The organism is Herbiconiux sp. FW305-C-125 (assembly GCF_058783455.1).
Map to the genome: position 1 here is coordinate 25794 of NZ_JBYSYO010000003.1, position 24853 is coordinate 50646.

General features: G+C 66.7%; 17 protein-coding genes and 3 rRNA genes. All 20 read right to left on the reverse strand.

Annotated elements, in window-relative coordinates:
* Positions 1–40 precede the first annotated feature (40 nt).
* The 20 genes from AC3WLB_RS10450 to pheT all read right to left on the reverse strand — a co-directional run bounded on the left by AC3WLB_RS10450 (position 41) and on the right by pheT (position 24852).
* A complete protein-coding gene (locus AC3WLB_RS10450) occupies positions 41–1435 on the reverse strand; it encodes a hypothetical protein (RefSeq protein ID WP_492505708.1) in 1395 nt (464 codons plus the stop codon).
* 30 nt (positions 1436–1465) lie between these two features.
* Positions 1466–3184, reverse strand: coding sequence for a DNA repair protein RecN (recN, locus tag AC3WLB_RS10455; RefSeq protein WP_492505710.1), 1719 nt, complete (start codon positions 3182–3184; stop codon positions 1466–1468).
* Positions 3177–4091 carry an NAD kinase gene (locus AC3WLB_RS10460; protein ID WP_022898849.1) on the reverse strand — a complete coding sequence of 305 codons (915 nt, stop codon included), beginning with the start codon at positions 4089–4091 and terminating at the stop codon, positions 3177–3179. Before AC3WLB_RS10460 ends, recN begins: the two co-directional genes overlap by 8 nt.
* Positions 4092–4094: 3 nt before the next feature.
* On the reverse strand, positions 4095–4898 hold the full coding sequence (locus AC3WLB_RS10465) for a TlyA family RNA methyltransferase (RefSeq protein WP_492505712.1): 804 nt from the start codon (positions 4896–4898) through the stop codon (positions 4095–4097).
* On the reverse strand, positions 4891–5049 hold the full coding sequence (locus tag AC3WLB_RS10470) for a hypothetical protein (RefSeq protein WP_492505714.1): 159 nt from the start codon (positions 5047–5049) through the stop codon (positions 4891–4893). The genes AC3WLB_RS10465 and AC3WLB_RS10470 overlap by 8 nt, the downstream gene beginning before the upstream one ends.
* Before the next feature lie 47 nt (positions 5050–5096).
* A complete protein-coding gene (locus tag AC3WLB_RS10475) occupies positions 5097–6116 on the reverse strand; it encodes an HAD-IIA family hydrolase (protein ID WP_492505716.1) in 1020 nt (339 codons plus the stop codon).
* Entirely contained in the window at positions 6088–7260 is a 1173-nt protein-coding gene (locus AC3WLB_RS10480; RefSeq protein ID WP_492505718.1) for a tetratricopeptide repeat protein, read from the reverse strand. The genes AC3WLB_RS10475 and AC3WLB_RS10480 overlap by 29 nt, the downstream gene beginning before the upstream one ends.
* Before the next feature lie 90 nt (positions 7261–7350).
* Positions 7351–7467 (reverse strand): 5S ribosomal RNA (rrf, locus tag AC3WLB_RS10485).
* A 154-nt stretch (positions 7468–7621) separates the two neighbouring features.
* Positions 7622–10738, reverse strand: a 23S ribosomal RNA gene (locus AC3WLB_RS10490).
* A 416-nt stretch (positions 10739–11154) separates the two neighbouring features.
* A 16S ribosomal RNA gene (locus AC3WLB_RS10495) occupies positions 11155–12678 on the reverse strand.
* Together the 16S, 23S and 5S rRNA genes form the textbook arrangement of a ribosomal RNA operon.
* 659 nt (positions 12679–13337) lie before the next feature.
* Positions 13338–14645, reverse strand: coding sequence for a tyrosine--tRNA ligase (gene tyrS, locus AC3WLB_RS10500; protein WP_492505720.1), 1308 nt, complete (start codon positions 14643–14645; stop codon positions 13338–13340).
* A 29-nt stretch (positions 14646–14674) separates the two neighbouring features.
* Positions 14675–15268, reverse strand: a complete 594-nt coding sequence (locus AC3WLB_RS10505; protein WP_492505722.1) for a DNA-3-methyladenine glycosylase — start codon at positions 15266–15268, stop codon at positions 14675–14677.
* Between the two features lie 16 nt (positions 15269–15284).
* Positions 15285–15464 (reverse strand): hypothetical protein, encoded by a 180-nt coding sequence (locus tag AC3WLB_RS10510; RefSeq protein ID WP_492505724.1) that lies wholly within the window; start codon positions 15462–15464, stop codon positions 15285–15287.
* Positions 15461–16912 carry an argininosuccinate lyase gene (argH, locus tag AC3WLB_RS10515; protein WP_492505725.1) on the reverse strand — a complete coding sequence of 484 codons (1452 nt, stop codon included), beginning with the start codon at positions 16910–16912 and terminating at the stop codon, positions 15461–15463. The genes AC3WLB_RS10510 and argH overlap by 4 nt, the downstream gene beginning before the upstream one ends.
* The gene (gene argF / locus AC3WLB_RS10520) at positions 16912–17868 is read right to left on the reverse strand and encodes an ornithine carbamoyltransferase (RefSeq protein WP_492505726.1); all 957 of its coding nucleotides are present in this window, start codon (positions 17866–17868) and stop codon (positions 16912–16914) included. Before argF ends, argH begins: the two co-directional genes overlap by 1 nt.
* A gap of 68 nt (positions 17869–17936) precedes the next feature.
* The gene (locus AC3WLB_RS10525) at positions 17937–19118 is read right to left on the reverse strand and encodes an acetylornithine transaminase (RefSeq protein ID WP_492506196.1); all 1182 of its coding nucleotides are present in this window, start codon (positions 19116–19118) and stop codon (positions 17937–17939) included.
* 36 nt (positions 19119–19154) lie between these two features.
* Positions 19155–20081: an acetylglutamate kinase gene (gene argB / locus AC3WLB_RS10530; protein ID WP_492505727.1), complete on the reverse strand. Its 927-nt coding sequence runs from the start codon at positions 20079–20081 to the stop codon at positions 19155–19157.
* On the reverse strand, positions 20081–21247 hold the full coding sequence (argJ, locus tag AC3WLB_RS10535; RefSeq protein ID WP_492505728.1) for a bifunctional glutamate N-acetyltransferase/amino-acid acetyltransferase ArgJ: 1167 nt from the start codon (positions 21245–21247) through the stop codon (positions 20081–20083). The genes argB and argJ overlap by 1 nt, the downstream gene beginning before the upstream one ends.
* On the reverse strand, positions 21244–22290 hold the full coding sequence (argC, locus tag AC3WLB_RS10540; protein ID WP_492505730.1) for an N-acetyl-gamma-glutamyl-phosphate reductase: 1047 nt from the start codon (positions 22288–22290) through the stop codon (positions 21244–21246). The genes argJ and argC overlap by 4 nt, the downstream gene beginning before the upstream one ends.
* A gap of 30 nt (positions 22291–22320) precedes the next feature.
* Entirely contained in the window at positions 22321–24852 is a 2532-nt protein-coding gene (gene pheT / locus AC3WLB_RS10545; protein WP_492505732.1) for a phenylalanine--tRNA ligase subunit beta, read from the reverse strand.
* Between the last annotated feature and the right edge of the window lies 1 nt (position 24853).

Below are 24853 nucleotides of genomic sequence, written 5' to 3' on the forward strand. Positions count from 1 at the left end.
GGAATTCCATCCTAACAGTGGTGTGAGGGTGTGCTGTCGTTCACGGGACCGGTGCGTCGATGTCGTCCTCCGCCAGCTCCACCACCACGATCTCGGGCGGTGCCGGTCGCTGCAGCACTTCGACGAGAAGCAGCAGCACGACGGCGACGACCGCCGTCCAGATGATCTGCCCGGTCGACAGCGGCCGCACGAAGAGGATGAGGGCGGCGGCAGCCACACCGATCAGCGCCTCGATCAGCACGCGCTGCTTGCCGAGCACGCGTCCGAACGCGCCGGTCGAGATGCCGCGCTCGTCGCCGGCCGCCCGCAGTCTCGTCGCCGCGTCACCGAACGCGCGCCGGAGCGCCGGTGCCGGCCGGAACGGCCCGACCGCCCAGGCGATCACCATCACCGTGAACGCGAGCACCGCCAGCGCCGTCACCGTGCTCGCGATGGTCGAGGTCACCGTGTCGTAGATGACGCCCGCGGCGTCGATCGGCACGTAGCGCGGCGCGATGGACGCGACGGTCACGAGATTGCCGATCCGCAGCGCGATGCCGAGCAGCACCATCACCACTCCGAGCGCGAGCCCGGTCCAGAAGAGCGTGACGGTGCGTCGCTTCGCGGCAGCGACCCCGGCCGCCAGGAAGGCGAGCGCGATCCACGGCAACCACATGCCGAGGCTGACGGCGAGGCCGTAGGCGAGGGTGAGCTGCCCGAAGCTGTCCGATTTCGCCACCACGATGCTCACGTCGACCGCGGGGATGGCGTCGGCGAAACTGAGGCCCTGGTCGACCATCGCCTGCTTCACGGCCTGGATGATCGGCCCGAGCTGCACCGCGAGCTCCCCGGAGGAGGAGATCGACAGCGCTGCCGACGGGTCGTTCGTCATGGCCGCCACCAGCTGCTGGTGGCTGACCCGAAGTGCCTGCGCCCAGATGTCCGCGAAGGCGGGAGACTCCACGAACTGGGTCACGACGGTGGTCGCGAGCGATTGCAGCCCGAGCGCCGCGGGCCGTTTGAGCGCGCCGAGCGCAGCCGACGCCTTGGGCGGCAGGCCGAGCTGATCGACCGCGTCGAACACGTCGCTCGTCGTCTGCTCGAAGTCGACCTGCTGCTCGACCGCGGTCATCACCTCGTCGATCACGAATGCGCGCACCGCCGGGTCCTGTGCAAGCGGCGCGAAGGTGCCGACGAAGGCCTCGGTGTCGGCGAGCTGACTCTCGGCCCAGTCGGCAGCGACAGCCACCGGTGCCAGCACCAGCCCGATCACCACGAGCGCGACGGATGCGACGGTGCGCCCACGCCCGCGCCGGCGACGGGCGGCAGGGGCGCCCAGGTCGGCGCTCACCGCCGGCGCGGTCTCGGCCACCTGAACCTCGGCCCGCAGACGCTCGTTCTCCTCCTGCAGCTGCTGCACCAGCGCCGCCAGCTCAGTGTTCGTCAACCGGGCCATCGCGGTGCCTCCTTCCTCCCCCGAAGGATCTCAGTGTGGCACAGCCAGGCTCCTCGCCGTGGCGAGCAATTCGGCCGCGTGAGCGAGCCCCGACTCCGAGTCGGGCAGGCCCGACAGCAGTCGTGCCATCTCGGCCAGACGCTCGTCGCCCGCGAGCTGCACCACGTTGCTCGCGGTCACCGGTCCGTCCTGATCCTTCTCGACCCGGAGGTGATTCGTCGCGAAGGCCGCCACCTGCGCCAGGTGGGTGACCACGATCACCTGCGAGGTGCGCGCCAAAGCGGCCAGCCTCCGCCCGATCTCGATCGCCGAGGCTCCGCCCACACCGGCATCCACCTCGTCGAAGACGAAGGTGGGCACCGGATCGGCCGCCGCGAGCACCACCTCGATCGCGAGCATCACGCGCGAGAGCTCACCACCGGAGGCGCCCCGGTTCAGGGGCCGCGGCTCGCTGCCCTCGTGCGCGCGCAGCAAGAACTGCACCTGGTCACGACCGGTCGAGCCGAGTTCTTCGCGCTCCTGCACGTCGACCACGAAGCGGGCGTTGGGCATGGCCAGCGCGGCGAGTTCGTCGGTGACCGCGGCGGAGAGCGACTCCCCCGCGGCGCGCCGCAGCGCGGTCAGCTCGCCGGCCAGGCGGGTGAGCTCGGCGACCTCGTCGTCGACCAGCGCCGAGAGCTGCTCGATGCGGTCGGAGTCGGAGTCGAGTTCCAGCAGCCGCGGCTCGGCCTGGGCGGCGAACGCGATCACATCGGCGAGCTCGGGGCCGTACTTGCGCATCAGCACCGTCAGCTGGGCGCGCCGCTCCTGCACCCGGTCGAGCTCGCCCACTTCGTCGGTCTCGAGGCTCGCCACGTAGCTCGCCAGCTGCGTCGAGATGTCGGAGACGATGAAGCTCGCGTTCGCCAGCGCCTCGACGATCGGCGTCAGCGCCGTGTCGTGGTGGGCGACCCGCTCGAGGCTCCGCCGTGCCGCGTCGATCAGGCCGACCGTGTCGGGCAGGTCGCCCGATTCGCTCGACACGTTCTCGCGTGCTTCGGCTGCGGCCAGGCGGAGGCCTTCGAGGTTGGTCAGCCGGCCGGCCAGATCGCTGAGCTCCACATCCTCGCCCTCGACCGGCGCGACAGCGCTGATCTCGTCGATGGCTGCGCGCAACTGCTCGGCCTCCCGCAACCGCGACGATCGCTCGGTGACGAGCTCCTCGATCTCCGACCGGTGCGCCTGCCACGACTCGTAGAGGCTGCGATACTCGCTCAACCGCTCCGCGAGCTCGGCCCCGGCGAAGCTGTCGAGCGCGCCGCGCTGCGCGCTCTGGCTCTTCAACCGGAGCTGATCGGATTGCCCGTGCACCACCACGAGCGCATCGCCGAGCTCGGCGAGCACACTGATCGGCGCCGATCGGCCGCCGACCACCGCACGGCTGCGGCCCTCGGCCGAGACCGAACGGGACAGGATGAGCTCGCCCTCGCCATCGCCGCCCGCGTCGTCGATGTCGCCGCCGACCTCCCGCACCCGCTCGGCCACGGGCCCGGCCCGGTCGACCAGGATGCGACCCTCGATCCAGGCCTGCGCTGCACCCGACCGCACCGAACCCGTGTCGGCACGCTGACCGAAGAGGAGGCCGAGCGCCGACACCACCATGGTCTTGCCCGCTCCGGTCTCCCCGGTCACGGCCGTGAAGCCCGGCCCGAGCGGGAGGCTGGCCTCACCGATCACACCGAGGTCTCTGATGGCCAGTTCGTCAATCACGGTCGATCGGCCCTCTCCACCCGTTCACGGGCAGGTTGAACTTGCGTACGAGGCGATCGGTGAACGGCGCCAGGTGCAGCCGGGCGAGCCGCACGGGCGTCGGCGAGCGCCGCACCACCACCCGGGCACCCTTCGGCAGGTCGAACATGCGCCGACCATCGGCCCAGAGCACCGCCCCGCCCTGCGTGCGGTCGAGCACTTCCACCGCGAGCGCGGAGTCGGGCCCCACCACGAGCGGCCGGGCGAACAGGGCGTGCGGGCTGAGCGGCACCATGAGGAGCGCATCGAGACTCGGCCACACCACGGGCCCGCCGGCCGAGAAGGAGTAGGCGGTCGACCCGGTGGGTGTCGACATCACCACCCCGTCGCAGCCGAAGCTCGACAACGGGCGGCCGTCCACCTCGATCACGACCTCGAGCATCCGCTCCCGGCTCGCCTTCTCGACCGTCGCCTCGTTCAGCGCCCAGGTCTCGTACACCACCTCGGAGTCGACCTTCACCCGCACCGACAGCGTCATCCGCTCCTCGACCAGGTAGTCGCGGCCGAGGGCACGGTTGACCGTCTCGGTGAGGTCATCGCGATCGCTCTCGGCGAGGAACCCGACGTGACCGAGGTTCACGCCGAGCAGGGGCACCGTCGACCCGCGCACCAGTTCCGCGGCACGCAGGATCGTGCCGTCGCCGCCCAGCACGATCACGAGTTCGAGGTCGAACACGGTCACGCCGTCACCGAGCGTCTCGAACGGCCCCAGATCGGCGAGCGCACCCCCGCGGTCGTTGTCGTCGAGCGGCGCGATCACCGGAGTGACGCCCGCGGCGCGCAGCTGCTCGCACACGCTCTGCGCAGCCGACACGGAGTCGTGACGCCCGGTGTGCAGAACGACCAGCATGTATCGCTCAGCAGACACGCATCACGCTCCTGTCATCTCGGTGACTCGTCCCAACCATTCTGTCGGATGGGAACCGACATCCCGATTGAACCAGACCAGGTACTCCAGATTCCCGGCTCCGCCCGCAATTGGGGATGGAATGATCCCGGCTGTGGACAACCCGAGATCGTGGGCGGCCCAGAGCACGTTCGACACCGCATCCGCCCGCAGTGCGGCGTTCTTCACGATGCCCTCTTTGACCCCGGTACGCCCCACCTCGAACTGCGGCTTCACCAGCAGCACTAAGTCGGCCCCCGGGCGGGCGAGCGCCAGCAGCGGCTCGAGCACGAGCCCGAGCGAGATGAACGAGAGGTCGGCCACCACGAGGTCGACCGGCTCGTGGATCCCGGATGCCCCGGCCAACGTCTCGGCCGTCGCGAAGCGGAGGTTGAAGCCCTCCACCGACACAACCCGGGGATCACGAGCGATGATCGGATCGAGCTGCCCGTGCCCCACGTCGACCGCGATCACCCGCGCGGCGCCGCGCTCCAGCAGCACCTGGGTGAACCCGCCCGTCGAGGCCCCGGCATCGAGCGCCAGCACACCGTCGACGCGCACCTCAGGGAACGCGTCGAGGGCGGCGATGAGCTTGTTGGCGCCTCGGCTCACATACCGGTCGACCGCGTCGACGGTCACGACCTGCCCCTCGGCCACCGGGAACGATGCTTTCACCTGCGGGGTGCCGTCCACCCGCACGTACCCGTTGGCGATGAGCCGCGCAGCGTGGGTACGCGACCGGGCAAGGCCGCGAGCTGCCACAGCGGCGTCGAGGCGGACGCTACCCATCCGACGGCGACGCGTCTCCGCCCTCGAGGCGGGCCTTCAATTCGTCGTGCACCTGTGCGTAGGCCATCGCGCGCTGGTCGAGCGGCTGCTCTTCGATCAGGCGCAGCCGCGGAACCAGAGCGGCCTCGTTGTCGGCGTCGTCGGTGTTCACCCGTTCAGCGTACCCCGCGCATCCGACACCGTAGCGGGCGGCGCGACTCAGCTGTAGAGCGCCGGGTCGACGTCGAGTGCATGGATCGACAACCCCGAGTTCCAGATCGCCGCGCAACCGGCGCGCACGAGGTCGGTGGTGGAGTCGCCGGCCGTGACCACGCGCACCACGTGCCCCTTCATCCGCACCACGGATGCCCCCACCGACGTCTCGGAGCCGTCCTTCGACGTCTGGGTGACCGGGTAGGGCTCGAACAGTTGCCGCAGGTCGGCCAGGATGAAGTCCGGCCGCGACCCCTGCGGCGCCGCCAGCAGCTGCTTCGCCCGGTCGATCCCGGTGAGCACGTGGATGGCGCGGAGCCCGGCACGCTTGGCGCCCAGTGTGTCGGTGTCGAGCCGGTCTCCGATGAAGGCCGCGTGCGAGGCACCGAAGCGCTCCAGCGCCACCTCGAAGATGGGTGACTCGGGTTTGCCCGCCACCACCGGCAGTCGCCCGACGGCGGTGTGCACGGCCGACACGAGGGTGCCGTTGCCGGGGGCGATCCCGCCCGCGACCGGGATGGTCCAGTCGGTGTTGGTGGCCACCCAGTGCACGCTCGGGTCATGCAGCGCGAAGCTGGCCTCGGCGAGCTGGGTCCAGCCCACCTCCGGCGCGAAGCCCTGCACCACGGCGGCCGGATGATCGGATGCCTGCCGGGTCACCACGAACCCGGCCTTCTCCACCTCGGTGACGAGACCGACCCCGCCCACGACGAGCACCGTCGCACCGGGCTCGATGAGGGTGCGCATGACACGCATCGCGGCCTGCGGCGAGGTCACCACGTCGGCGGGGGCGACGCTCAGGCCGAAGCCGCTCAGGTGCTCGGCGACCTGCGCGTCGGTGCGCGAGGCGTTGTTCGTGATGTAACCCGTGCGGAGACCCTCGGTCGAGACGCGCGACAGCGCGTCGACCGCATGGGGAATGGGCTCCGGCCCTTGGTAGACCACCCCGTCGAGATCGGCCAGTACGGCGTCGACACCGTCGAGCGGCAACACCGAATCAGTCCTCTTCGGCCTGAACAGACTCATCGTCCTCTTCCTCGAAAACCTCGATGGTGTCATCCGCATCGCCGCCCAGTGCGATGTCGGCACGCTCTGCCCGCTCGCGCCAGCGCGCGGACTCCTCGTCCTGCCCGAGTTCGGCCAGCACCTCGGCGTAGGCGTCGAACAACGCGGGACTGTAGGAGTACGCGACGTCGGGCTTCAGCTGCGGGATCTCGAGCTCCGTGAGTGCGGCCTCCGTCTGACCGAGGTCGAGTCGCGCACCGGACATCGCGATCGCGACGGCCACCTGCGACGGCACCGAGAGCGTCGACCGCAGAACCGCGCGTCCCTCTTCGAGCGCACGTTCGGGCCGGCCCATCCCCCGCTCGCTGTCGATCATCAGGGCGAGTTGTTCGTTCGACCCGGAGATGCGCCGATAGGTTCTGAGCTCCCGCAGCGCGAGTGCGAAATCGCCGGTGGCGTAGGCGGTGATGGCGAGCGTCTCGCGCACGACAGCGATGCGACCAGCCCGCCGGGCGGCCGAGAGCGCGTGCTGGTGCGCCAGTGCGGGATCCTCGTCGATGAGGCGTCCAGCCATCACCAGGTGCCGCGCGACCTCCTCGGCATTCTCCTTGTTGAGCGTCTTCAGCTCGTTCCGCGCCACCTTGTCCAGGTCGCGACCCGTGACATCGGCGGGGATGGCGGGATCGTCATGGCGAGGACGCACGGCGCGCAGTTCACGCGCACGCAGCTCCTCCTCGGTCAGCGGCGGCCGCTCGAACCGGGCCGCACTCTTGTCGTTCCGTGCCGGCTTCCCATCCTTCGTCCACAACCGACGCTCGTCGCCGCGGCCGCGGTCGGGCCGGCCTGCGCGGTCGGCGCCGCCCGGGCGCTCGGGCCGGCCGCCACGCTCGGGCCGACCGGCACGCTCAGGCCGGCCACCACCCTCGGGCCGGCCGGCACGCTCAGGCCGCGCACCGCGCTCGGGCCGTGAACTGCTGTCACGGCGCGGGGCGAACGGGCGCTTCTCCGAATCCCCACTCCGAACGGGCCGACTGCCGTGCGGACGAGCAGGCCGATCTCCCGACGCCCTCTTCGGTGAGGAGTCCTTCTTCGGTGGACGGCGGTCGTTGTCCCCACGCTTCGACCGCGCGTCGTCGCGCGACTTCTCCTCGTCGTTGTCAGTCACGTGGACCCTCCTCAGGCACTCATTCGGCGGCTAGAACCCGGACTTAACGCAAAATGGCCACCCATCACTGGGTGGCCATTTCACAAAGAAGTCCGGCGGTGTCCTACTCTCCCACAAGGTCCCCCTTGCAGTACCATCGGCGCAGAGAGTCTTAGCTTCCGGGTTCGGAATGTGACCGGGCGTTTCCCTCTCGCTATGGCCGCCGAAACACTATTGATGTATCAAAGTGAATCGAACAACCAGCAGCTCAACTAGCAGAGTGCTGATTTGTTCAGTTCTCGACCGTACATCGAGAACCACATAGTGGACGCAAGCAATCTAGGCCACTCATACCAGCCTTACAACATGTATGAGTGTAGTGATTATCAAGTTATCGGCTTATTAGTACAGGTCAGCTCCACGAGTCTTTAGTCCTCGCTTCCACATCCTGCCTATCAACCCAGTAGTCTAGCTGGGAGCCTCTCACCCGAAGGTATGGAAATCTCATCTCAAGGCCGGCTTCCCGCTTAGATGCTTTCAGCGGTTATCCATCCCGAACGTAGCTAATCAGCGGTGCTCCTGGCGGAACAACTGACACACCAGAGGTTCGTCCAACCCGGTCCTCTCGTACTAGGGTCAGATCCTTTCAAATTTCCTACGCGCGCAGCGGATAGGGACCGAACTGTCTCACGACGTTCTAAACCCAGCTCGCGTACCGCTTTAATGGGCGAACAGCCCAACCCTTGGGACCTACTCCAGCCCCAGGATGCGACGAGCCGACATCGAGGTGCCAAACCATGCCGTCGATATGGACTCTTGGGCAAGATCAGCCTGTTATCCCCGAGGTACCTTTTATCCGTTGAGCGACAGCGCTTCCACAAGCCACTGCCGGATCACTAGTCCCGACTTTCGTCCCTGCTCGACTTGTCAGTCTCACAGTCAAGCTCCCTTGTGCACTTACACTCGCCATCTGATTGCCAACCAGATTGAGGGAACCTTTGGGCGCCTCCGTTACTTTTTAGGAGGCAACCGCCCCAGTTAAACTACCCACCAGGCACTGTCCCTGAACCGGATTACGGTTCGAAGTTAGATATCCAGAGTGACCAGAGTGGTATTTCAACAATGACTCCACCTGAACTAGCGTCCAAGCTTCAAAGTCTCCCACCTATCCTACACAAGCCACACCGAACACCAATACCAAGCTGTAGTAAAGGTCACGGGGTCTTTCCGTCCTGCTGCGCGTAACGAGCATCTTTACTCGTAGTGCAATTTCGCCGAGTTCGCGGTTGAGACAGCTGGGAAGTCGTTACGCCATTCGTGCAGGTCGGAACTTACCCGACAAGGAATTTCGCTACCTTAGGATGGTTATAGTTACCACCGCCGTTTACTGGGGCTTAAATTCTCAGCTTCGCCTTGCGGCTAACCGTTCCTCTTAACCTTCCAGCACCGGGCAGGCGTCAGTCCGTATACATCGTCTTGCGACTTGGCACGGACCTGTGTTTTTAGTAAACAGTCGCTTCCCACTGGTCTCTGCGGCCTTCAAACGCTCCAGGAGTAAATCCCTTCACGCCTCAGGCCCCCCTTCTCCCGAAGTTACGGGGGCATTTTGCCGAGTTCCTTAACCACGATTCTCTCGATCTCCTTGGTATTCTCTACCTGACCACCTGAGTCGGTTTGGGGTACGGGTGACTGGAACCTCGCGTCGATGCTTTTCTTGGCAGCATAGGATCACTGATTTCGTCCGTGAGGACTACCCATCGGGTCTCAGGCTATATAGAAGACGGATTTGCCTATCTTCTGCCCTACATCCTTAGACCGGGACAACCATCGCCCGGCTCAGCTACCTTCCTGCGTCACACCTGTTAATACGCTAACCGCACCAGACGGGTTCGAGCGTTAGACCGGACTGCTTCACCCCGAAGGGATCCATCTGTCCGGGTTAGGACTCTTAGCACTACTGGATTGGCTTGGGCGGTTCTTCGTCAGTACGGGAATATCAACCCGTTGTCCATCGACTACGCCTGTCGGCCTCGCCTTAGGTCCCGACTTACCCAGGGCGGATTAACCTGGCCCTGGAACCCTTGGTCTTTCGGAGGACGGGTTTCTCACCCGTCTTTCGCTACTCATGCCTGCATTCTCACTCGTGTGGCGTCCACGGCTGGTTTACACCGCCGCTTCACTCGCCACACGACGCTCTCCTACCCATCTATGCGACTGGACCACGAAGGCCTGTCACTAACATAAATGCCACAAATTCGGTGGCGTGCTTGAGCCCCGTTACATTGTCGGCGCGGAATCACTTGACCAGTGAGCTATTACGCACTCTTTCAAGGGTGGCTGCTTCTAAGCCAACCTCCTGGTTGTCTGTGCAACTCCACATCCTTTCCCACTTAGCACGCGCTTAGGGACCTTATTTGGTGGTCTGGGTTGTTTCCCTCTCGACGATGAAGCTTATCCCCCACCGTCTCACTGCTGCGCTCTCACTTACCGGCATTCGGAGTTTGGCTAACGTCAGTAACCTTTTGGGGCCCATCGGCTATCCAGTAGCTCTACCTCCGGCAAGAAACACGCAACGCTGCACCTAAATGCATTTCGGAGAGAACCAGCTATCACGAAGTTTGATTGGCCTTTCACCCCTATCCACAGCTCATCCCCTCCATTTTCAACTGAAGTGGGTTCGGTCCTCCACGACGTCTTACCGTCGCTTCAACCTGGCCATGGATAGATCACTTCGCTTCGGGTCTAGAACATGCGACTGATTCGCCCTATTAAGACTCGCTTTCGCTACGGCTGCCCCTCACGGGTTAACCTCGCCACATATCACTAACTCGCAGGCTCATTCTTCAAAAGGCACGCTGTCACACCAACAAGGGTGCTCCAACGGTTTGTAAGCAAACGGTTTCAGGTACTATTTCACTCCCCTCCCGGGGTACTTTTCACCTTTCCCTCACGGTACTTGTCCGCTATCGGTCATCTGGGAGTATTTAGGCTTATCAGGTGGTCCTGACAGATTCACACGGGATTTCTCGGGCCCCGTGCTACTTGGGATACTCTTCGCGCCATTGCAACATTTCGACTACGGGGTTGGCACCCTCTATGACTGGCCTTTCAATGCCATTCGTCTATATTGCGTTGTAACGCTCGCTGTTCGGCAGAATCAGCAGAAAAGTCCCGCAACCCCGACCATGCAACGCCTGCCGGCTATCACACATGATCGGTTTAGCCTCTTCCGGTTTCGCTCGCCACTACTAACGGAATCGCTTTTGCTTTCTCTTCCTGTGGGTACTGAGATGTTTCACTTCCCCACGTTCCCTCTACCCGCCCTATATATTCAGGCGGGAGTCACTGGGTCACCTTGCGGGCCCAGCGGGGTTTCCCCATTCGGAAATCCTCGGATCAAAGCTCTATTATCAGCTCCCCGAGGCTTATCGCAGATTTATACGTCCTTCTTCGGCTCCAGATGCCAAGGCATCCACCGTTTGCTCTTAGAAACTTGAAATCACATGAGTTTGAATCGATCTTTCGTTAGAAAAATTGACCAATGATCTACTAGCACTCGAAAGTGCTTGTTGATCTTTGTGATCCAGGACAAAGTCCTGAATCTAAGATGCTCGCGTCCACTGTGTAGTTCTCAAAGTACGGGCGGTACCCTTCCGCGCCTCGCTGCTGCGAGACAAGAAAAGGCCCTGAGGTTCAGTCCATCTGCCGAAGCAGAAGATCCGGTCCCTCAGGACCCAACAGCGTGCATGTGCAGTCTCCCCCGGCAAGACGTGTTCCAAACCCGAAGGTCGTACTGGCGTCTAGCCGGCTCTTACTGCACCAATGTCAATGTTCCACCCATGAGCTACCAGCGAGAACATTCGTCTCGATCTGGCCTCTGACCTGACTCTTGCGAGCCAGGTAGATGCTCCTTAGAAAGGAGGTGATCCAGCCGCACCTTCCGGTACGGCTACCTTGTTACGACTTAGTCCTAATCACCGATCCCACCTTCGACGGCTCCCTCCACAAGGGTTGGGCCACCGGCTTCGGGTGTTACCGACTTTCATGACTTGACGGGCGGTGTGTACAAGGCCCGGGAACGTATTCACCGTGGCGTTGCTGATCCACGATTACTAGCGACTCCGACTTCATGAGGTCGAGTTGCAGACCTCAATCCGAACTGAGACCGGCTTTTTGGGATTCGCTCCACCTTACGGTATTGCAGCCCTTTGTACCGGCCATTGTAGCATGCGTGAAGCCCAAGACATAAGGGGCATGATGATTTGACGTCATCCCCACCTTCCTCCGAGTTGACCCCGGCAGTCTCCTATGAGTTCCCACCATTACGTGCTGGCAACATAGAACGAGGGTTGCGCTCGTTGCGGGACTTAACCCAACATCTCACGACACGAGCTGACGACAACCATGCACCACCTGTTTACGAGTGTCCAAAGAGTTGACCATTTCTGGCCCGTTCTCGTATATGTCAAGCCTTGGTAAGGTTCTTCGCGTTGCATCGAATTAATCCGCATGCTCCGCCGCTTGTGCGGGCCCCCGTCAATTCCTTTGAGTTTTAGCCTTGCGGCCGTACTCCCCAGGCGGGGAACTTAATGCGTTAGCTGCGACACGGAGACCGTGGAATGGTCCCCACATCTAGTTCCCAACGTTTACGGCGTGGACTACCAGGGTATCTAATCCTGTTCGCTCCCCACGCTTTCGCTCCTCAGCGTCAGTTACGGCCCAGAGATCTGCCTTCGCCATCGGTGTTCCTCCTGATATCTGCGCATTCCACCGCTACACCAGGAATTCCAATCTCCCCTACCGCACTCTAGTCTGCCCGTACCCACTGCAGGCTGGAGGTTGAGCCTCCAGTTTTCACAGCAGACGCGACAAACCGCCTACGAGCTCTTTACGCCCAATAATTCCGGACAACGCTTGCACCCTACGTATTACCGCGGCTGCTGGCACGTAGTTAGCCGGTGCTTTTTCTGCAGGTACCGTCACTTTCGCTTCTTCCCTACTAAAAGAGGTTTACAACCCGAAGGCCGTCATCCCTCACGCGGCGTTGCTGCATCAGGCTTGCGCCCATTGTGCAATATTCCCCACTGCTGCCTCCCGTAGGAGTCTGGGCCGTGTCTCAGTCCCAGTGTGGCCGGTCACCCTCTCAGGCCGGCTACCCGTCGTCGCCTTGGTGAGCCATTACCTCACCAACAAGCTGATAGGCCGCGAGTCCATCCTTGACCGAAATTCTTTCCAACCGCAGAAGATGCCTTCGCGGTTCGTATCCGGTATTAGACGTCGTTTCCAACGCTTATCCCAGAGTCAAGGGCAGGTTACTCACGTGTTACTCACCCGTTCGCCACTGATCCAGAGGAGCAAGCTCCTCTTTCACCGTTCGACTTGCATGTGTTAAGCACGCCGCCAGCGTTCGTCCTGAGCCAGGATCAAACTCTCCGTAAATGTTTACGCACAGAACACGTGACCGGAATAGGTCGACGTGACTGCAAGTTTGAAACTGACAGAACAAATCATTACTGACTTGCTTTGTTGTTCTAAATGTTTTCCAAAGGAATCCCTGCTGACCGAAGTCAGCCGGGGTTTTTGGCATTTGACATTGTGCACGCTGTTGAGTTCTCAAGGATCGGATGCTCTGAATACCAGGCCTTTCGGCTTTCGTTTCAGGCAACTTCTCTATATTACTTGTTTCGATCTCCGTGTCAAATCGGCTGTTTTTCGCTGTCGAGATGAATCTCGGCGCACCAAACAAAGCCCAGACTTTGAAGGTCAGGATCTCGATGTCGTCGGGAGCCGCTGCGCAGGGAACTTAGTGTTCTCACTGGTTTGCGTTGCTCCGAGGCAACTTCTCAACCCTACCACTCTCTTTCTCAGTGTCAAATCGACGTTTTCAGCCGATCTCCTGGAGGATGGGGTCTTTACATCCTAAGCGCTCGGGCACAATTCCACTAGGGAAAGTGTGCCGTGAGGCTTATGGGATGGTCCCTCTTGAGGCCGGTAAGCTCTTCCGCTTTCCGCACCTTTGGGGTGACGAGTTAGAAGATTACGCGGAGATTTCGTGGGCTGCCAAATTGCGCTGCATCCCGGGCGTGTCGCCGCGTGATTCAGCGGATCGAGACGCCGGCGAGCGTCTTCTTGCCACGGCGGAGCACCGCGTATCCGCCGGCCAAGCTGTTGCCCGCGAAGCTCGCTGTGTCGTCGGTCACCTTCGCGTTGTTCAGGTAGACCCCGCCCTGGGCGATGGCGCGACGGCCCTCCCCCAGACTCGAGACGAGCCCGGTGTCCACCAGCGCTTCGATGACGAGTGTCTCGGGAAGCGCATCCGCGCGAGGGAGTTCGGCGATGGCGGCTCCCAAGGTGCCGGCATCCAAGTCGGCAAGATCACCCTGACCGAACAGCGCCGCCGCGGCGGCGATGGCCGCCTCGGTCGCGGGCACGCCGTGCACCAGGGCCGTCACCTCGTAGGCGAGCGCGCGCTGCGCCTCCCGCCGGAAGGGTTCCTCGGCCACCGCCTTCGCCAGTCGCTCGATCTCGGCCCGCGACCGGAACGAGAAGATCTTCAAGCGGTCGATCACATCGGCGTCGTCGGTGTTGAGCCAGAACTGGTAGAACGCGTAGGGACTCGTGAGCGCCGGATCGAGCCAGATGGCGTTGCCCTCGCTCTTGCCGAACTTCGTGCCGTCGGAGTTCGTGATGAGCGGGGTGCCGATCGCGTGCACGCTGGCGTGCTCGGCGCGATGGATGAGATCCGTTCCGCTCGTGAGGTTGCCCCACTGGTCACTGCCCCCGGTCTGGAGCACGCAACCGTAGCTCCGGTAGAGCTCGAGGTAGTCCATGCCCTGCAGGATCTGGTAGCTGAACTCGGTGTAGCTGATGCCCGCATCCGAGTTGAGGCGGGCCGACACCGCGTCTTTCTTCAGCATCGTGCCCACGCGGAAGTGCTTGCCGATGTCGCGGAGGAAGTCGATGGCCGACAGCGGCGCCGTCCAGTCGAGGTTGTTCACCAGCCGTACGGCGTTCTCGCCCTCGGGGCTGAGGAACCGGGACACCTGTGCTTGCAGGTAGCCCACCCACTCGGCCACGGTGTCCTTGGTGTTGAGGGTGCGCTCCGCGCTCGGTCTCGGGTCGCCGATCAGGCCCGTCGAGCCACCGACCAGTCCGAGCGGCCTGTGCCCGGCGAGCTGCAGCCGGCGCATCACGAGCAGCTGCACGAGATTGCCGAGGTGAAGGCTGGGCGCCGTGGGGTCGAAGCCGCAGTAGAAGGTGATCGGCGCCCCGGCCAGCAGGGCCTTCAACTCCACCGGATCGGTGGAGACGTGCACCAGCCCGCGATAGACCAGTTCATCCCAGACGTCGTCGAACGACGGGTCGTTCTGCTGCTCGATCGCGGGTGGGATGGCGGTATCTGACACGGTATCCGAGCCTACCAGCGCGGTCGTCGTCAGGCTTTCGGATGCCGCTTGTACGGCGAGACCGTCGGGTCGCCGGCGAGGTAGTACCGCCACTCGAAGGGGGCGCGGCCGCCGGGGCCGCTCACGCCGGTGCGCAGGCTCGTCGCGACGCCGGACACCGGCTCCGCCGGGAACTCGAGCGCGAACGGCGCACGGTCGAGTGGCGCGCCGTTGTCGGTCATCGCGATTCCCAGCGCGCGCACCAGGCGAGCCGGCCCACGCGCCAGCTCGGCATCGTTCTTCGCGGTCGTGCGGCGCTCGCGCGCGAGGTCGAAGCCCTCGATCACCTCCCCGCCACGGAGGAGGACCGCCGTCGCCTCCCCGGCGGGCGAGCACACCACGTTGGCGCAGACGTGCATCCCGTAGGTGAAGTACGTGTAGAGGTGACCTGGCTCGCCGTACATCACGGCGTTGCGCGCTGTCTTGCCCCGGAAGGCATGTGAGCCGGGGTCGAGGCCGTCGCCGATGTAGGCCTCGACCTCGGTGATGCGGATGGCCACCGCGCCGCCCGGAGAGTCGTGCCGGAACACCGCGCCGAGCAGCAGCGGCGCGATCTCGAGCGACGAACGGGAGAGGTCGATCACGACGCGGCGGGCCGGCTCAGAACAGCCGCACGCCGAGCGAGAGGCTGACGACCACGCCCGCGACGACGACGACGGCTGCGAGGGCGATGATCAGCCACACCACCCGGTTCGGCAGCGGGCGACGCCAGAACCCGGGGTCGCCGGGCTCTCGGGGCGGCTTACCCGGGGGCTGCTGGGGTGGGTTGGGCGTGCTCATGAGGCGCCTCCTGGCAAGGACTCGGTCTGTGCGAGCAACGAGCGCACACGCTCGGTCAGGGCGGCGAGCTGCTCGCGCACCCGGACGCCGGCCGTGCCCCCGGAGCCGTCGCGACTCGCCACCGACCCCTCGATGGTGAGCACCGAGCGCACCTCGGGGGTGAGATGCGGTGAGATGGCGGCGAACTGCTCGTCGCTCAGCTCGTCGAGCTCGAGGTCGTGATCCTCGGCGAACTTCACCAGCGCGCCGGTGATCTCATGGGCGTCGCGGAACGTGACGTGCTGCTTCACCAGCCATTCGGCCACATCCGTCGCCAGGGAGAAGCCCTGCGGCGCGAGCTCGGCCATCCGCTCGGTGTGGAAGGTGAGGGTGGCGACCATGCCGGTGAACGCCGGCAGCAGGACTTCGAGGGTCTTGATCGAGTCGAAGACGGGCTCTTTGTCTTCTTGCAGGTCGCGGTTGTAGGCGAGCGGCAGACCCTTCAAGGTCGCCAGCAGGCCCGCGAGGTTGCCGATGAGCCGGCCGGCTTTGCCGCGGGCGAGCTCGGCGATGTCGGGGTTCTTCTTCTGCGGCATGATCGATGAACCCGTGGAGTACGAGTCCGAGAGGGTGACGAAACCGAACTCCTTCGTGTTCCAGATGATGATCTCCTCCGCGAAGCGGGAGAGGTCGATGCCGATCTGGGCCGTGACGTAGGCGAACTCGGCCACCAGGTCGCGCGCGGCCGTGCCGTCGATCGAGTTCTCGACGCCGCGCGCGAAGCCGAGATCGCGCGCGACGAGCTCGGCGTCGAGGCCGAGCGTGTTGCCAGCCAGGGCGCCGGAGCCGTAGGGCGAGGCGTCGGCCCGCGCGTCCCAATCCCGCAGCCGCTCGATGTCGCGCACGAGGGGCCAGCAGTGCGCCAGCAGCTGGTGGGCGAGCAGCACCGGTTGCGCGTGCTGCAGGTGGGTGCGGCCGGGCAGGATGGCGCCGAAGGTCGCGTCGGCCTGCGACGCCGTCGCGTCGATGAGGTCGACGAGCAGCCGCGTCAGCGTGGCCGCGTGGTCGCGCAGCAGCATGCGCACCAGGGTGGCGATCTGGTCGTTGCGGCTGCGACCCGCGCGGAGCTTGCCGCCGAGCTCGGGGCCGGAGTACTCGATCAGCCCGCGTTCGAGCGCCGAGTGCACGTCTTCATCCGTCGGCAGCGGGGCGAAGCTGCCACTGTCGACGGCCTCAGCGAGACGGTCGAGCGCCTCGAGCATGCCGGCCAGCTCGGCCTCGTCGAGGTAGCCGGCCCGAGCGAGCGCGCGGGCATGGGCGCGGGAGCCGGCGATGTCGTACTGCGCGAGCTGCCAGTCGAAGTGCGTGGAGCGGCTCAGCTCGGCGAGTTCGGGCGCGGGGCCGCCGGCGAAGCGGCCGCCCCAGAGCGCCCCGGCCTCCGCGGCGCGGTTCGCGACCTCGTCGGCCATCAGAAGCCCGCCTTCCGGGCGGGAGTGGTCTTCTCGTTCTGCTCGAACAACCACACCAGCAGCGCCTTCTGAGCGTGCAGCCGGTTCTCCGCCTCGTCCCAGATCACGCTCTGCGGGCCGTCGATCACCTCGGCGGTCACCTCGTAGCCGCGGTCGGCCGGCAAGCAGTGCAGGAAGAGCGCGTCGGCCTTCGCTCGCGCCATCATCGCCGCATCGACCTGGTAGTCGCCGAAGGTCTTCACCCGCGCGGCCTTCTCGTCTTCTTTGCCCATCGACACCCAGGTGTCGGTCACGATGACGTCGGCTCCCGCCGCGGCTTCGGCCGGGTCGGCGAGCACCGCCACGGAGCCACCGGTCTCGAGGGCGCGCCGCTCCGCATCCGCCACGACGGATGCGTCGGGCGAGTACTGCGCCGGGCTCGCCACCCGCACGTGCATGCCCGCGGTCGCTCCGGCGAGCAGGTACGACTGCGCCATGTTGCTCCGCCCGTCGCCGAGGAACGCGACGGTGAGGCCGGCGAGTTCGCCGCGGTGCTCGCGGATCGTGAGGAAGTCGGCGAGGAGCTGACAAGGGTGGAAGTCGTCGGAGAGGGCGTTCACCACCGGCACGCGTGTGCCGGCCGCCATCTCCTCGAGCCCGGCCTGGGCGTAGGTGCGCCAGACGATGGCGGCCACCTGCCGCTCCAGCACCCGGGCGGTGTCGGAGGCCGTCTCCTTACCGCCGAGCTGGCTCGACGCCGTGGAGATGATGAGCGGAACACCACCGAGATCGGCGATCCCGACGGCGAAGGAGACGCGTGTCCGGGTGGACGACTTGTCGAAGATGACCGCGACGGTCTGCGGCCCGGCCAGAGGCTTGGCCTGGAAGCGGTCGCGCTTCAGCTGCACCGCCAGGTCGAGGATCTGCCGCTGTTCGGCGGGCGTGATGTCGTCGTCGCGGAGGAAGTGCCTGGTCATGGTTCGGTTCGCCTCGGGTTGATGGGTGAGGTGTTCAGGATAGCGAGATCGGCCGACGCCGACGCGACTCAGTCGGTCGCGACCGCGTCGAAGGCGCGGCGCAGGCGCTCACCGAACACGCGCACCTCGTCGTCACCGATGATGAGCGGGGGCGCGATGCGCAGGCTCTCGTCGTTGGGGGCGTTGATGATGAGTCCGTTCGCGAGCGCCGCATCCGCGATCGCTCCGGCGACGGGTTCGCGGAGGCCGATGCCGATGAGGAGGCCTTGGCCGCGCACCTCGTCGATCAGCGGCGAGTCGAGGCCGGCGATCAGGGCGCGGAGCTCGGCCCCGCGCCGAGCCGCGTTCTCGACCAGTCCGGCCGACTCGATCTCGCCGAGCACCGCGTTCGCGGTGGCCGTCGCCAGGGGGTTACCCCCGAAGGTGCTGCCGTGCTGGCCGCGGGAGAAGAGATCGGAGGCCCAGCCGAAGGTCACCAGCGCACCGATCGGGAAACCGCCGGCGATGCCCTTGGCGAGAGTGACCGCATCCGGTTGCACGCCCTCGTTCTGGTACGAGAACCAGGAACCGGTGCGGCCGACGCCGGTCTGGATCTCGTCGAGCACGAGCAGCACGCCGTGTCGCTCCGTCAACTCGCGCGCACGCCGGAGGAACCCGGGCGGCAGTTCGAGCACCCCGGCCTCGCCCTTGATCGGCTCGACGAAGAGGGCGGCGACCGAGTCGTCGATCGCGGCTTCCAGCGCCTCGATGGTGGTGTCGATGTGCACGACCCCGCCGGGCATCGGCTCGAACGGCTCGCGCATGGCCGGCTTGCCGGTGAGCGCCAGCGCACCCATGGTGCGACCGTGGAAACCGTTGTGCAGCGCGACGATGGTGCGCCGCTGCCCGCTGGAGTTGAGGCGTGCCAGCTTGAACGCGGCCTCGTTCGCCTCGGCTCCCGAGTTGCAGAAGTAGGCCCGGCCGCCCTCCCCCGCACCCGTGATGCGCTTCAGCCGCTCAGCCAGCTCGAGCTGCGGCGGGGTGGAGAAGTAGTTCGAGACGTGGGCGAGCGTGGCGGCCTGCCGGCTCACCGCATCCACGAACACCGGATGCGCGTGGCCGAGCGAGTTCACCGCGATACCGGCGAGGAAATCGAGGTACTCGGTGCCCTCGTCGTCCCACACGTAGGCACCCTGGCCGCGGACGAGCAGGCGCAGCGGCATCCCCATGGTGCGCATCAGCGACGAGCCGAACCGGCCCTGCCAATCGATCTGGGTGTGAGTGCCTGGCACGTCTGGCCCTTCCGTTCAGTGGGCGGCGGCCGGCACGACCTCCGTGCCGACGCCGCCCGGGGTGAATACTTCGAGCAGGATGGAGTGCGGGTCGCGCCCGTCGATGATGGCCGCCTTCGCCACGCCGCCGTCGACCGCCTCGAGGCAGGCGGCCATCTTCGGGATCATGCCCGATTCCAGGCTCGGCAGGAGCGTGCGCAACTCGTCCGTCTCGATCACGGAGACGAGCGAGTCGCGGTTGGGCCAATCGCTGTAGAGCCCGGCGACGTCGGTGAGGATGATGAGCTTGGCGGCGTTGAGTGCGACCGCCAGGGCGGCGGCCGCGGCATCCGCGTTGACGTTCAGCACCTGCCCCGGCTCGTCGATGTCGGGCGCGACGGACGAGACCACCGGGATGCGCCCCGCCTCCAGCTGGGCCAGCACCCCTTCGGGATTGACCCCGACGACGTCGCCCACCAGCCCGAGGTCGACGAGCTCGCCGTCGACCTCGACCCCGCGGCGCTGCCCTTCGAACAGCCCCGCGTCTTCACCGGAGAGGGCGGCCGCGAGTGGGCCGTGCTCGTTGATGTGGCTCACGATGTCGCGACTGATCTGCCCGGTCAGCACCATGCGCACCACGTCCATCGCCTCGGGGCTCGTGACCCGGTAGCCGCCGCGGAACTCGCTGGGGATGCCGAGCCGCTCGAGCATCCGCGAGATCTGGGGCCCGCCACCGTGCACCACGACCGGCCGGATGCCGGCATAGCGCAGGTAGACGATGTCTTCGGCGAAGGTGCGCTGCAGCTCGGGATCGACCATGGCGTTGCCGCCGAACTTCACCACGATGATCTGCCCGTGGTAGCGCTTCAGCCAGGGCAACGACTCGATGAGGGTCTGCGCCTTGACGTGCGCGAGGTCCGCCGCGTCGGGCGCGGCGGGAGCGGGAGTGGTTTCGTCGGTCATCAGCTGGCGTAGGCGCTGTTCTCGTGCACGTACTCGTGGGTGAGGTCGTTGGTGTAGATCGTGGCAGCCGCGTCGCCCGACTTGAGGTCGATGAGGATGTGGCACGCCCGCGGGGTCAGGTCGACCAGCTCCCGGTCGTCGCCGGGCTCGCCGGCGCGGCAGACCATCACGCCGTTCATCGAGACGTCGATGAGGTAGGGGTCGAACACCGCATCCGTCGTGCCGAGGGCCGCGAGCACCCGGCCCCAGTTCGGGTCGTTGCCGAAGATCGCCGCCTTCAGGAGGTTGCTGCGCGAGACCGACCGGCCCACCACGACCGCGTCGTCTTCGGTCGCGGCGTTCACCACCTCGATCGCGATGTCGTGGCTCGCGCCCTCCGCGTCGGCCTGCAACTGCAGGGCCAGGTCGAGGCAGAGCGCGGTGAGCGCCTCGGTGAACTCGGCCTCGTCGGCCACCACGCCGGAAGCGCCCGAGGCCAGCAGCGCCACCGTGTCGTTGGTGGACATGCAGCCGTCGGAGTCGACCCGGTCGAAGGTGACCCGGGTCGCCGCCCGCAGCGCGCGGTCGAGCACCGGCGACTCGAGGTCGGCATCGGTGGTGATGACGACGAGCATCGTGGCGAGGCCAGGCGCGAGCATGCCGGCACCCTTCGCCATGCCGCCGATCGACCAGCCCGCGGGCGAGACGGCGACCGCCTCTTTCGGATGCGTGTCCGTCGTCATGATCGCGGCCGCCGCAACCGCACCGCCTTCGACCGCTGCGCTGAGGGCCGCCGCAGCAGCCGGCACCGAGTCGACGATCTTGTCGCGGAAGATCTGGTCGCCGACCCCGATGAGGCCGGTGGAGCAGACGAGCACGTCGCCGGCGGAGATCTCCAGGGCACCGGCCACCGCCTCGGCCGTGGCGTGCGTGGTCTGGAAGCCGAAGGAACCGGTGAAGCAGTTCGCGCCGCCCGAGTTCAGCACGATCGCCTCGACGCGCCCGTCGGCGATGACCTGCTGCGACCAGATGACGGGGTTGGCCTTCGCCCGGTTCGAGGTGAAGACGGCCGCCGCACTGCGGCGCGGCCCGTCGTTCACCACCAGCGCGAGATCCCGCGCTCCGGTCGACTTGAGGCCGGCGACGACGCCGGATGCGCGGAAGCCGGCGGGCCGGGTGACGCTCACGGGGCCACCCCGTTCACGCCGAGACCGAGGTGCTCGGGCAGGCCGAGCGCGATGTTCGTGGACTGGATGGCGGCACCGGCCGTGCCCTTCACGAGGTTGTCGAGCGCCGTCACCGCGACCACCCGTTCGGCCGCCTCGTCGACGGCGAGCCCGATGAGTGCCGTGTTCGCGCCGATCGTGTCGCTGACGCCGGGAAAGGAGCCCTCGGGCAGCAGCTCGACGAACGGCTCGTCGGCGTACGCCAGTTCCCACGCGGAACGCACGTCGGCGGCGCTGACACCCGGCTGCAGGCGCGCGGTCGAGGTGGCGAGGATGCCGCGTGCCATGGGTACGAGCACCGGCGTGAACGAGACGGTCACCGCTTCGCCACCAGCCCCGGTGAGGTTCTGCACGATCTCGGGCACGTGCCGGTGCGTGCCGCCCACCCCGTAGGCGTGCGCGGAGCCGAGCAGTTCGCTCGCCAGCAGGTCGGTTCGGAGGGTCTTGCCGGCACCCGACGGACCGACGGCGAGCACCGCAACGAGGTCGGCCGGCTGGATGACGCCCGCACGGATGCCCGGGGCGAGGCCCAGGGTCACGGCGGTGACGTTGCAGCCGGGCACCGCGATGCGGTTCACGCCGACGAGGTTCTCGCGCTGCTTCGCGCCGGAGGCGAGCACCAGCTCGGGCAACCCGTAGGGCCACGACCCGTGGTGCTCGGACTTGTAGAAGGCCTCCCAGGCCGCCGCGCTCACTAGCCGATGGTCGGCGCCGCAGTCGACCACGAGACTCGCGTCGCCCAGCTCATCGGCGAGCGCCCCGGACTTGCCGTGGGGCAGGGCGAGGAACACGATGTCATGGCCCCGGAGCACCTCGGGTGTCGTCTCCTGCAGCACCAGACCGCGATAGGAGCGCAAGTGCGTGTGCACACTCGTCAGCGGCTGGCCCGCGTTCGCGTGCGCCGTGACGGTTCGCACCTCGAACTCCGGATGGGCGCTCAGGAGGCGCAGCACCTCACCGCCGGCGTATCCGCTGGCTCCCGCCACCGCGACTGTGTAGACCATGACCCCAATCTAGCCGTTTCGGGCGAGCCGCTATTCCCGCACCGTGGCCGCGAACCGCTCGGCCGCGGTCGCCGCTCCGGCGAGCTTGGCGTCGCTGGCCTCGGCCGCGGTCAGGGTGCGGTCGGGCGCCCGGAACCGGAGGGCGAAGGTGAGCGACTTGGAGGCGTCGGGCAGGCCGGCGCCCCGGTAGTCGTCGACGAGACGGATGCTCTCGAGCAACTCCCCCGCGCCCTCGGCGACCGCGCGACGCACGTCGCCGGCGGGCACGTCGGCTGCGACGACCAGCGACAGGTCTTGGGTGGCCGCCGGGAACCCGCTGATCGGCGCGACGTCGATGGTCGATCCGGCGGCCGCGATCAGGGCGTCGAGGTCGAGCTCGGCCACCGCGACCACCCGAGGCAGATCGAGCTCGTGGGCGAGGGCGGGCAGCAGCTCGCCCGCGAATCCGACGCTCGTCGACCCGGCGGCGGTGTCGACGAAGATCTCGGCGGTCCGCCCGGGATGCAGCGACTTGTGCCGCCCGGTCTCCACCCGGAGATCGACCGCGAGTGCCGACTCGAGCAGGCGCACGACGTCGAGCGCATCCGCCACGCCGACGGGCACCGCGGGCTGGCCGGGCTGCTTGTCGACGGCGTTGCCGAGCAGCAGCACGCCGACATGCCGCGGCTGCGGCGGGATGCCCGCGTGCAGCTCGCCGAGTTCGTCGTCGCTCGGCAGTGCGGCGCCGGCCGGGAGGGTGTCCTGTCCGTAGCGCCGGCCTGCCTCAGGCCGGAACACCAGGCCGAGCTCGAACAGAGCGAGGTCGGTGAGCCCACGAGAGAGGTTGCGGCGCGCGATGTCGATGAGACCCGGGAGGAGCGAGGTGCGCAGGAGCGCCGCCTCGGCGTCGAGCGGGTTGGCCACCCGGATGGCAGGCACCTCGGTGTCGTCGGCGCTGCCGAAGGCACGGTTCTGCGCCGCGCTGAGGAACGGGTAGGCCAGCACCTCGGTGAGGCCGCCGGCCGCGAGCACGTCGGCGGTGCGCCGGCGAGTGACCTGCGAGACGGTGAGACCGCGCCCGGGCGGCGCGACCGGGAGCACACTCGGAATACGGTCGTAGCCCACGATGCGGGCCACCTCTTCGGCGAGCGACGCCTTGTCGACGAGGTCGGGCCGCCACGAGGGCGGGTGCACCTCGAACCCGGCCGCGTTCTCCTCGACCGTCGACCCGATCTCGGCGAGCGAGCGCGCGATGTCGTCGGGCGTGAAGTCGACGCCGACGAGCCGCTGAACGTAGCCGAACGGCAGCAGGATGGCGCCGAGCTCCGGATGCTCGTGGTGCACCGAGCCGAGCCCGTCGGCGGTGCCTCCGGCGAGCGTCTCGAGCAGCTCGACCACTCGCGCGGCGGCCGGCTGGGCCACCTTCGGGTCGACCCCGCGCTCGAACCGGCGCGACGCCTCGCTCGGCAGCTTGTGCCGACGGGCGGTGCGGGCGATCGACACCGGGTCGAAGTTCGCCGACTCGATCAGCACGTTGCGCGTCTGGTCGGAGATCTCGGTGCTCGCCCCGCCCATGACGCCGGCCAGGCCGATCGGCCCCCGGTCGTCGGTGATCAGCAGGTCTTCGGGGTGGAGCGTGCGGGTCTGGCCGTCGAGGGTCTCGAGGGTCTCGCCCTCGGCGGCGCGACGCACCACGATGCCGCCCTGCAGCGCATCCAGGTCGTAGCCGTGGATGGGCTGCCCGAACTCGAGCATCACGTAGTTGGTGATGTCGACGATGAGCGAGATCGACCGGATGCCGGCGAGCTTCAGCCGCGACGCCAGCCACGGCGGGCTCGGCCGGGTGGGGTCGACCCCACGCACGACACGCGTGATGAAGACGGTGGCGCCGACGCGACCGCGAATGGGCGACTCGTCGTGGATGGCGACCGGGAAGCCGGTGCCGGCGACGGGCGTGACCCGCTCCACCGGGTCGCGGAACGGCGCGCCGGTCGAGTGCGAGTACTCGCGGGCGATGCCGCGCACCGAGAACGCGTAGCCGCGGTCGGGCGTGACGTTGACCTCGACGGCCTCGTCGTCGAGCCCGAGCAGGGCGATCGCATCCGTGCCCACCTCCGGGTCGAGGCCGAGGGTCACGAGGCGCAGGATTCCGTCGTGGTCGTCGCCCAGACCGAGCTCACGGGCCGAGGCGATCATGCCGTCGGAGACGTGCCCGTAGGTCTTGCGGGCCGCGATGGCGAAGCCACCGGGGAGCACGGCGCCCGGGAGGGTCACCACGACCTTGTCGCCCAGCTCGAAGTTGCGGGCGCCGCAGACGATGCCCCGCACATCCGCTCCCCCATCGGCGGCGAGCCGGCCCTCGGGTGCGACGCGCACCTGGCACCAGCGGATGGTCTTGCCGTTGGACTGGGGCTCCTCGACGAACTCGAGCACCTGCCCGACGACGATGGGCCCGGTGAGGTCGAAGTCGTGCGACCCTTCCTCCTCGAGGCCCACCTTCACCAGGGCGGCATGGATGTCGGCGATGCTCGCGTCTGTCGGGAGGTCGACGTACTCGGCGAGCCAACTGATCGGTACCCGCACG

Coding starts and splice junctions, on each gene's coding strand:
- AC3WLB_RS10475 (WP_492505716.1), bottom strand. CDS start 6,116: ATGAGTCTGTTCAGGCCGAAGAGGACTGATTCGGTGTTGCCGCTCGAC.
- argH (WP_492505725.1), bottom strand. CDS start 16,912: ATGGCCGACGAGGTCGCGAACCGCGCCGCGGAGGCCGGGGCGCTCTGG.
- AC3WLB_RS10510 (WP_492505724.1), bottom strand. CDS start 15,464: ATGAGCACGCCCAACCCACCCCAGCAGCCCCCGGGTAAGCCGCCCCGA.
- argF (WP_492505726.1), bottom strand. CDS start 17,868: ATGACCAGGCACTTCCTCCGCGACGACGACATCACGCCCGCCGAACAG.
- argB (WP_492505727.1), bottom strand. CDS start 20,081: ATGACCGACGAAACCACTCCCGCTCCCGCCGCGCCCGACGCGGCGGAC.
- argC (WP_492505730.1), bottom strand. CDS start 22,290: ATGGTCTACACAGTCGCGGTGGCGGGAGCCAGCGGATACGCCGGCGGT.
- AC3WLB_RS10450 (WP_492505708.1), bottom strand. CDS start 1,435: ATGGCCCGGTTGACGAACACTGAGCTGGCGGCGCTGGTGCAGCAGCTG.
- AC3WLB_RS10465 (WP_492505712.1), bottom strand. CDS start 4,898: ATGGGTAGCGTCCGCCTCGACGCCGCTGTGGCAGCTCGCGGCCTTGCC.